We start from the raw sequence: 9,089 nt of genomic DNA, 5'->3' as shown, positions 1-9,089 counted from the left end.
CTGGAGCGGCACCACCTATCTGGCAAGGCGATTCCGGCCGGCCCCGTCAATCCTCATTCACCCAGCGCCACCGCAATTTCAGCCGCAAGCCGCGCATTGTTTTCGACCAGCGCGATGTTGGTCTTGAGGCTCTGGCCGTCCGTCAGGTCGAATATGGTCGACAGAAGATAGGGCGTTACCGCCTTGCCGGTGATTTCGTCGCGCTCGGCGCTGTCGAGTGCCCGCTCGATGTAGATTTCCATCTCCTCGCGCGCGATCTCGTCGGCCTCGGGCACGGGGTTGGCGACGAGCATGCCGCCGTCGATGCCGAGTTGTTCGCGCACTGTCTGGAAATTGGCGATGGCGGCCGGGCTGTTCAGCGACAGCGGGCTGCGGATGCCCGAGGAGCGCGACCAGAAGGCGGGAAATTCCTCGCTCTCATAGGTGACGACAGGCACGCCGCGGGTTTCCAGCACTTCCAGCGTCTTCGGAATGTCGAGGATTGCCTTGGCGCCGGCGCAGACGACGATGACGCCGGTGCGAGCGAGTTCCTCGATATCGGCTGATATGTCGAAGCTTTCCTCGGCACCGCGATGCACACCGCCGATGCCGCCTGTGGCAAAGACGCGGATGCCGGCGCGCGCCGTCGCAATCATCGTCGCCGCAACCGTGGTGGCGCCGGTGCGGCGCTCGGCGATGGCGAAGGCGAGATCGGCGCGCGACACCTTCATCACCTCGGTCGCCTTGGCGAGTTGCTCCAGTTCCGCAGCTTCAAGGCCGATATGCAGCGTGCCGTGAATGACGGCAATCGTTGCCGGCACCGCACCCTGTTCGCGGATGATCGCCTCGACGCTGCGGGCCATCTCGATATTGCCGGGATAGGGCATGCCGTGGGTGATGATGGTCGATTCAAGCGCCACCAGCGGCGCGCCGCGCTGCTTGGCGCTGGCGACTTCCTTCGAATAGGCGATCGGCAGAAGAGGGGAGATGGGCTTGGTCATGGTCTTGTCCTGTGATCGACAGAGCATGATGCCGAAGTGCGAGCGGCTTTCCGACGACATCATGCTCAAACTATTTAATCAGCCGCTTCAATGCAGAATTCTGACCTTGGGAACAAGGGCAAGCGCCTCATTCAGCAGATCGGGCGTCAGATTTTCGTTGACGGCATGCCGCGACTGCACGGTCAGTATGGCGGCTGCGGTGCCGTGACGAACGGCTTCTTCGAGCGGCAGGCCTGACATCAATGCGGCGAGCGTGCCGGCCGCAAGTGAATCGCCGGCACCCGTAACATCAGCGACGGTGTCGGCAATCGGCGGCTGCAGCGTCACGGTGCGGCCCTCGCAAAGCACGACGAGCTCACGCCGGCCGCGGGTGACGACGGCGTTCCGGATGCCGATCTCATTCAGCAAAGGTAGCCAGCCGGCGGCGTCTTCCGGCCGCTCACCGGCAAGGGCGGCAGCTTCAGCCTCATTCAGGAACAGGTAGTCGATATCTCCGATGCAGGACTTCAGCCTGACGACCTTGGCCGGCGAGATGGCAATTGCCGCAACGGGCTTGCTCAGCGAGCGTGCCTTTGCGACGATCGCCGCGATCGTCTCTTCCGGCAGGTTGGCGTCGAAGAGGATGAAATCATGCGCGGCAAAGGCCTCCCGCACCCAGCGGATGGAGAGACGCCGTGGCACGAAGAAGCGGTAAAGATCCATGTCGGCAAGGGCGATCACCAGATTGCCGTCCTTCTCGATGATCGCCGTGTAGCTCGGCGTCTTGCGGTCGAGGAAGACGAAGGGCCGATCGTCGATGCCGGCGAAATCGGCAGCTTCTCCGACCGTCTCGCCCATCGGATCGCCACCGCGCGGCGAGATCATCGTCACCTGAAAACCGAGCCTTGCCAGGTTGCGTGCTGCATTGAAGCCACCGCCGCCCGGCTCCTCGAACCATGTGCCGGGATTGCTGGCGCCAGGCGCCGTCTCGCCGGAGATACGGCCGCGCCGATCGATATGGGCACCGCCGAGAACAAGAATCTTTTTCTTCATCCGATCCGCTCTCCTGATGCCCGAAGGACGAATCGATACGGTGCGCCCTGCCGCTGCCGAGTCGGCACTTTTGGTCTAAGCCGTTGCTTTTCATCGATAAAACAAATACAGAACACGTGCCGTTTTACCTTTTTCTTTCAACTGTTTGATCGCCTATTGCGGGAATGGAACAAATAGGGTACAAACTCGACATTGCTTGAGCGGCTTCAATAACCTAAAGGTGGATCGGATGTCTCAGAATTCATTGCGGCTGGTAGAGGACAAATCGGTGGACAAAAGCAAGGCGCTTGAAGCGGCACTCTCACAGATAGAGCGGTCGTTCGGCAAGGGCTCGATCATGAAACTCGGCTCCAACGAGAATGTTGTCGAGATCGAGACGATCTCGACCGGCTCGCTTGGTCTCGATATTGCACTCGGTGTTGGTGGCCTGCCGAGGGGCCGCATCATCGAAATCTACGGGCCGGAAAGCTCCGGTAAGACGACGCTTGCACTGCAGACGATTGCCGAAGCGCAGAAGAAGGGTGGCATCTGCGCCTTCGTCGATGCCGAACATGCGCTCGATCCCGTCTATGCCCGCAAGCTTGGCGTCGACCTGCAGAACCTTCTGATCTCGCAGCCCGATACCGGCGAGCAGGCGCTCGAAATCACCGATACGCTGGTGCGCTCCGGCGCCGTCGACGTTCTCGTCGTCGACTCGGTCGCGGCACTGACGCCGCGCGCCGAAATCGAAGGCGAGATGGGCGACAGCCTTCCCGGCCTGCAGGCGCGACTGATGAGCCAGGCGCTGCGCAAACTCACCGCTTCGATCTCGAAGTCGAACACCATGGTGATCTTCATCAACCAGATCCGCATGAAGATCGGCGTCATGTTCGGCTCGCCGGAAACGACGACGGGCGGCAATGCGCTGAAATTCTACGCCTCCGTGCGCCTCGACATCCGCCGCATCGGCGCGGTCAAGGAGCGCGAAGAGGTGATTGGCAACCAGACCCGCGTCAAGGTCGTCAAGAACAAGATGGCGCCGCCCTTCAAACAGGTCGAGTTCGACATCATGTATGGCGAGGGTGTTTCCAAGACTGGCGAACTGGTCGATCTCGGCGTCAAGGCCGGCATCGTCGAAAAGTCGGGTGCCTGGTTCTCCTATAACAGCCAGCGTCTCGGCCAGGGCCGCGAAAACGCCAAGACCTTCCTGCGCGACAATCCGGATCTCGCCCGCGAGATCGAACTGTCGCTGCGCCAGAATGCCGGCCTGATCGCCGACCGCTTCCTGCAGAATGGCGGACCGGACCCCGATGACGGCGATGGCGATGCCACTGCAGAAATGTAATTTTCGCGCCTAAACTCATCGGACAGTTCCAACCGGCCGCATTCCTGATGAGAATGCGGCCGGTTTTGTTTGTCTGCTGGACAGTGGCGGGGGTGAACGCTAAAAGCCGATGAATTTAAATTTACCTGCCTCCGGCAGCATTGAAGGGCATAGCATGAGCGGTGTGAACGATATCAGGTCGACCTTCCTCGACTATTTCAAGAAGAACGGCCATGAGATCGTTCCGTCGAGCCCGCTCGTGCCGCGCAACGACCCGACGCTGATGTTTACCAATGCCGGCATGGTGCAGTTCAAGAACGTCTTCACCGGCCTCGAAAAGCGTCCCTATTCGACGGCGACGTCTTCGCAGAAATGCGTGCGCGCCGGCGGCAAGCACAACGACCTCGACAATGTCGGCTATACTGCCCGCCACCTGACCTTCTTCGAGATGCTCGGCAACTTCTCCTTCGGCGACTATTTCAAGGAGAATGCGATCGAGCTTGCCTGGAAGCTCGTCACCGAAGGCTTCGACCTTCCGAAGAACCGCCTGCTGGTGACCGTCTATTCCGAGGATGAAGAAGCTGCGACGCTGTGGAAGAAGATCGCCGGCTTTTCCGACGACAAGATCATCCGCATCCCGACCTCTGACAATTTCTGGCAGATGGGCGATACCGGCCCCTGCGGCCCGTGCTCGGAAATCTTCATCGACCAGGGTGAGAATATTAGGGGCGGCCCTCCGGGCTCGCCGGAGGAAGATGGCGACCGGTTCCTGGAATTCTGGAACCTTGTCTTCATGCAGTTCGAGCAGACCGAACCTGGCGTTCGCAACCCGCTGCCCCGCCCGTCGATCGATACCGGCATGGGGTTGGAGCGCATGGCCTGCATTCTGCAGGGCGTTCAGAGCGTGTTCGACACCGATCTCTTCCGCACCCTGATCGGCACCATCGAGGACACGATGGGCGTCAAGGCGGAAGGCAGCGCCAGCCACCGCGTCATCGCCGACCATCTGCGCTCCTCGGCCTTCCTGATCGCCGACGGCGTGCTTCCGTCGAATGAGGGGCGCGGTTATGTGCTGCGCCGCATCATGCGCCGCGCCATGCGCCATGCGCAGCTGCTGGGCGCCAAGGAACCGCTGGTCTACAAGCTGCTGCCGACGCTGGTGCAGCAGATGGGCCGCGCCTATCCGGAACTGGTGCGTGCCGAGGCGTTGATCTCGGAAACGCTGAAGCTGGAGGAAAACCGCTTCCGCAAGACGCTGGAGCGCGGCCTGTCGCTTCTGTCGGACGCGACGAGCGATCTTTCCAAGGGCGATATGCTGGATGGTGAGACCGCATTCAAACTCTACGACACCTACGGCTTCCCGCTCGATCTGACGCAGGATGCACTGCGTGCCCGTGAGATCGGCGTCGACATCTCGGGCTTTACCGATGCGATGCAGCGCCAGAAGGCCGAAGCCCGCTCGCACTGGGCCGGTTCCGGCGAGAAGGCGACGGAAACCGTCTGGTTCGAGCTTAGGGAAAAGCACGGTGCAACCGAATTCCTGGGCTACGACACCGAAACGGCTGAAGGCGTCGTGCAGGCGATCGTCAAAGAAGGCGGGGTTTCGACCGAGGCCAAGGCCGGCGACAAGGTGCAGATCGTCGTCAGCCAGACGCCGTTCTACGGCGAATCCGGCGGCCAGATGGGCGATACCGGCGTGATCTCGTCCGACCACGGCAAGATCGAGATTTCAGATACGCAGAAGAGGGGCGAAGGCCTGTTCGTGCATCAGGGTACGGTCGTCGACGGCGTGGTCAAGGACGGCGATGCGGTCGTGCTGACGGTCGATCACGCCCGCCGTTCGCGGCTGCGCGCCAACCATTCTGCTACCCACCTGCTGCACGAGGCTTTGCGCGAAGTGCTCGGCACCCATGTGGCCCAGAAGGGGTCGCTGGTGGCACCCGAGCGCCTGCGCTTCGACGTTTCGCATCCGAAGCCGATGTCGGCCGAGGAACTGAAGATCGTCGAGGATATGGCAAACGAGATCGTGCTGCAGAATTCGCCGGTTACAACGCGGCTGATGAGCGTCGACGATGCGATCGCCGAAGGCGCGATGGCGCTGTTCGGTGAAAAATATGGCGATGAAGTCCGGGTCGTGGCGATGGGCGAGGGCGTGCGTGGCGCCAAGACCGGCAAGCCTTATTCGATCGAACTCTGCGGCGGCACGCATGTCGGGGCCACCGGCCAGATCGGCTTGATCCGCGTTCTCGGCGAAAGTGCGGTCGGCGCCGGCGTTCGCCGTATCGAGGCCGTCACCGGCGAATCGGCGCGCGAATATCTGGCCGAGCAGGACGAACGCGTGAAGACGCTTGCCGCCTCGCTCAAGGTGCAGCCGGGCGAAGTGCTGTCGCGTGTCGAAGCGCTGATGGACGAGCGCCGCAAGCTCGAAAAGGAACTGGCTGACGCCAAGCGCAAACTCGCCATGGGTGGCGGGCAGGGCGGCTCGATCGATGCCGTGCGCGAAGTCGCCGGCGTCAAGTTCCTCGGCAAGGCGATTTCGGGAGTCGATCCCAAGGATTTGAAGGGACTTGCCGATGACGGCAAGACCAGCATCGGTTCCGGCGTCGTTGCCCTCGTCGGCGTGTCCGACGACGGCAAGGCAAGTGCTGTGGTGGCGGTGACACCGGACCTCGTGCAGCGCTACAGCGCCGTCGATCTCGTCCGCATCGCATCTGCCGCCCTCGGCGGCAAGGGCGGCGGCGGCCGCCCCGACATGGCGCAGGCCGGCGGCCCCGACGGATCGAAGGCCGATGAAGCGATCGAGGCGGTTGCCGTGGCACTAGCCGGCTGAGCTGCCGCCTGACAACAGTTTGAAATTCAAACCGGCTGCGAGATCATCGATTTCGCAGCCGGTTTTGTTTTCAGCGGCCGTGGTCACTCAATGTTCAGTTTCGCGGCTGCAACGCCAGGCGGCAGGCGAGCCCGGTGAAGGCCGTTGCCAGAATGTATTGCGGCAACTTCGGGAAACGGTTCGCCGATTGGAGTCTCGAACGGATCGTGCTTCCGAGGAAAATCACGGCGCCATTCACGACGAGGCCGATGCCGTTCAGGATACTTGCAAGTATCAGCATCTGCACCGTCAGCGATCCGGCTGACGCATTCACGAATTGCGGAAAGAGCGCCATGACGAAGAGCGCCATCTTCGGATTGAGCAGATTGGTGGCAAGGCCCGCAAAGAAGATACGCCGGCCCGACAGCCGCTTCAGCGTCGATGCCGGCTGAAAGGCGGCGCCTTCCGAGCGGACCGTCTTGCAGGCGAGATAGAGAAGATAGCAACAGCCGGCCCAGCGCACCGTTTCATAAGCGGCCGGCACGGTCATGAAGAGCTGCGACAGCCCGAAGGCTGCGGCAATAGGTGCCGAGCGCGATGCCGGCATAGGTCAGGAAACCGGCAGCGCGTCCCTGGCTGATGCTGCGAGAGGCGATCTGCAGCATGTCGGGACCGGGCGTGGCGGTCAGCACCAGCGCTGCGGCGGCAAAGAGCATTAATGTTGAAAAATCCGGCATCTATCATTCCTTTTGGGTTCGAGCCGGAATTCCGGTCTACGTAGGATTCGCCGAAGGTTCAAGTCAGCAGGATTTGTCAAATCGGGTTATGGTTCTCTGCGGTCGATCGATTTGCACGAGGTTCCGACATGAATGGCGAAACGGCATGGGCACTTTATGAAAACCGTCTGAGACGGGTTTCGGCCTATATTCACGACCACCTCGACGAGGAGCTGGATATGGAGCGTCTTGCCGAGATCGCCTGCATGTCGAGCTATCACTGGCACAGGATCTACCGGGCGATTTACGGCGAGACGCTGGCGGCCACCGTCAAGCGGCTCAGGCTGCATCGCGCGGCGGGCGAGATCGTCCGCACGGAGCTTGCCGTCAGCGAAATTGCGAAGCGATCAGGCTATCCCAATCTCCAATCCTTCAATCGTATCTTCAAGTCGGTCTACGGCATGCCGCCGGCCCGCTATCGGAAAGAGGGAAGCCACACAGCCTTCGAACCCTCACCTAACGGAAAGACCAAAGCCATGTTAGACGTTACCATACGCGAGATCGGGCCGATCGAGTTGATCGGCGTTGCCCATACCGGTTCCTACATGCAGATCGACAAGGCCTTCGAGACGCTGTTCGGCACGCTTTATGCCCGCGGCCTCGCCAAGCCCGACATGCGGATGATCGGCGTCTATCTCGACGATCCCGATCTTGTGCCGGAGGAAAAGCTGCGCTCGATAGCCTGCGTCACCGGCGCTGCCGAAGTGCCGGCGGCGGCACCCTTCGAGCGGCGCACGATCGACGGCGGCGATTATGCTGTGCTGCGCCACAAGGGTCCCTATGCCGACATGTCCAGGTCCTATCAATGGCTCTTTGCCGAATGGCTGCCGAAATCCGGCCGGCAGTTGAAGGACAGGGTCATGTTCGAGGAATATCTCAATAATCCGCGCGAGGTGCCGCCGACCGAGCTTCTGACGGATATTCACATGCCGCTTGTCTAAAGTCGTCGATCGGGGCGCGGCGGATCTGCCGCGTCCCTGGACGGTCAGGCGACCTTCCGCGTCCTGGAATTTTCAAGCGGCCTGCATGGTCTTGATGGCTTCGTCATCAAGGGCGTTCGCCCGTTTGTAAGCCTCGCGTTCGCTGATGCGGCCGACATAGTCGAGGAATGCCTGGCGTCTTTCGATGCCGCCGAAGCCGATGCCCCAGCCGATATGGGAGCCGACATAGACGTCGGCGGCGGTGAAACGCTCGCCGGTGATGTAGGTCGAAGCGGAGACGGCTTTCTCGAGTGTGTTCATGACGTCGCCGAAACTGCCGCAGCCGGCCATGCGCAGGCGTTCCTTCGGAATTTCGAAGCCGAGAGCCTTCATCGTCACCGCCGATTCGAGCGGACCGGCGGCAAAAAACATCCAGCGGTAATAGCGGGCGCGCTCCTCCGGCATCGGCGCCAGCGCTTTTTCGGGAAAGGTCTCGGCCAGATAGGCGCAGATCGCCGCGCATTCGGTGACGATGGTGTCGCCGTGGCGGATTGCCGGCACCTTGCCCATCGGATTGACGGCGAGATATTCCGGCGCCTTCATGGTTTCGCCGAAGGTCAGGAATTCGGTGCGATAGGGCTGGCCGATCTCCTCCAGCATCCAGCGCGCGATGCGGCCGCGCGACATCGGGTTCGTATAGAATACCAATTCTTCGGTCATGACGTCCTCCTCGTGTTGCCGTTATTGATCCCACGGAATCAATAGCGCAGCGATGGCCGCCTGCAAGTCCCCGCCGCTAGAGCGCCTTGCGATATTGGATGAAGCCCGAGCGCTCGGCGATCCTGTCATAGAGCCGCCGGGCCGTTGCATTGGTCTCGTGGGTCATCCAGTAGAGCCTGCCTGCGCCGTTGGCGCGGGCGAGGTCGGCGACGGCCTCGATCAAAGCGGCCCCGGTGCCGAGCCCGCGCTGGCTGTTGTCGACATAGAGATCCTGCAGATAGCAGGTCCATTGCGGCAGCCAGCAGGAACGGTGAAAGATGGCATGGACGATGCCGACGAGACGGCCGTCTTCGTCGAAGGCGCCGAGCGCGTGCATCGGTTCGTCAGGATCGTGGAAGCGAGCCCAGGTGAGATCTGTAGTTTCGGGCGGGATGACCACTTCGTAGAAGCGCTGATAGGCCTCCCATAGGGGTTCCCAAACGGCGCGGTCCGAGGGTTCAAGCGGTCGCAGGATGGCCGTCATCGGTTCATTCTCCCAAAATGAAAACG

Annotated in this window: 7 protein-coding genes and 1 pseudogene; 3 read left to right on the top strand and 5 right to left on the bottom strand. The window is 61.6% G+C overall.

Features of this window, described 5'->3' with window-relative positions:
- Positions 1 to 53 precede the first annotated feature (53 nt).
- Both V8P77_RS27165 and V8P77_RS27160 read right to left on the bottom strand, forming a co-directional pair.
- Positions 54 to 980 carry a pseudouridine-5'-phosphate glycosidase gene (locus V8P77_RS27165; RefSeq protein WP_335915140.1) on the bottom strand — a complete coding sequence of 309 codons (927 nt, stop codon included), beginning with the start codon at positions 978 to 980 and terminating at the stop codon, positions 54 to 56.
- Between the two features lie 87 nt (positions 981 to 1,067).
- Positions 1,068 to 2,012 (bottom strand): carbohydrate kinase family protein, encoded by a 945-nt coding sequence (locus tag V8P77_RS27160; RefSeq protein WP_335915138.1) that lies wholly within the window; start codon positions 2,010 to 2,012, stop codon positions 1,068 to 1,070.
- A 229-nt stretch (positions 2,013 to 2,241) separates the two neighbouring features.
- Between V8P77_RS27160 and recA the strand changes: the two genes are divergently transcribed.
- Both recA and alaS read left to right on the top strand, forming a co-directional pair.
- Complete coding sequence (recA, locus tag V8P77_RS27155; protein ID WP_003540131.1) at positions 2,242 to 3,336, top strand: recombinase RecA; 1,095 nt, start codon at positions 2,242 to 2,244, stop codon at positions 3,334 to 3,336.
- A gap of 154 nt (positions 3,337 to 3,490) precedes the next feature.
- Positions 3,491 to 6,145, top strand: a complete 2,655-nt coding sequence (gene alaS / locus V8P77_RS27150; RefSeq protein ID WP_335915134.1) for an alanine--tRNA ligase — start codon at positions 3,491 to 3,493, stop codon at positions 6,143 to 6,145.
- Positions 6,146 to 6,239: 94 nt separating this feature from the next.
- Here alaS and V8P77_RS27145 read toward each other — a convergent pair.
- A pseudogene (locus V8P77_RS27145) lies at positions 6,240 to 6,861 on the bottom strand (LysE family translocator).
- Between the two features lie 128 nt (positions 6,862 to 6,989).
- On the opposite strand from V8P77_RS27145, the gene V8P77_RS27140 reads away from it, so the two are divergent.
- Complete coding sequence (locus V8P77_RS27140; RefSeq protein WP_335915133.1) at positions 6,990 to 7,841, top strand: AraC family transcriptional regulator; 852 nt, start codon at positions 6,990 to 6,992, stop codon at positions 7,839 to 7,841.
- A gap of 72 nt (positions 7,842 to 7,913) precedes the next feature.
- Here V8P77_RS27140 and V8P77_RS27135 read toward each other — a convergent pair whose 3' ends face one another.
- On the bottom strand, positions 7,914 to 8,540 hold the full coding sequence (locus tag V8P77_RS27135; RefSeq protein WP_335915132.1) for a glutathione S-transferase family protein: 627 nt from the start codon (positions 8,538 to 8,540) through the stop codon (positions 7,914 to 7,916).
- A gap of 76 nt (positions 8,541 to 8,616) precedes the next feature.
- Entirely contained in the window at positions 8,617 to 9,063 is a 447-nt protein-coding gene (locus V8P77_RS27130; RefSeq protein WP_025394756.1) for a GNAT family N-acetyltransferase, read from the bottom strand.
- Between the last annotated feature and the right edge of the window lie 26 nt (positions 9,064 to 9,089).

Source organism: Rhizobium aouanii, assembly GCF_037002925.1.
GTDB lineage: Bacteria > Pseudomonadota > Alphaproteobacteria > Rhizobiales > Rhizobiaceae > Rhizobium > Rhizobium aouanii.
The sequence above is the reverse complement of the archived record's forward strand: the minus strand, read 5'-3'. Positions and strand labels throughout refer to the sequence as shown.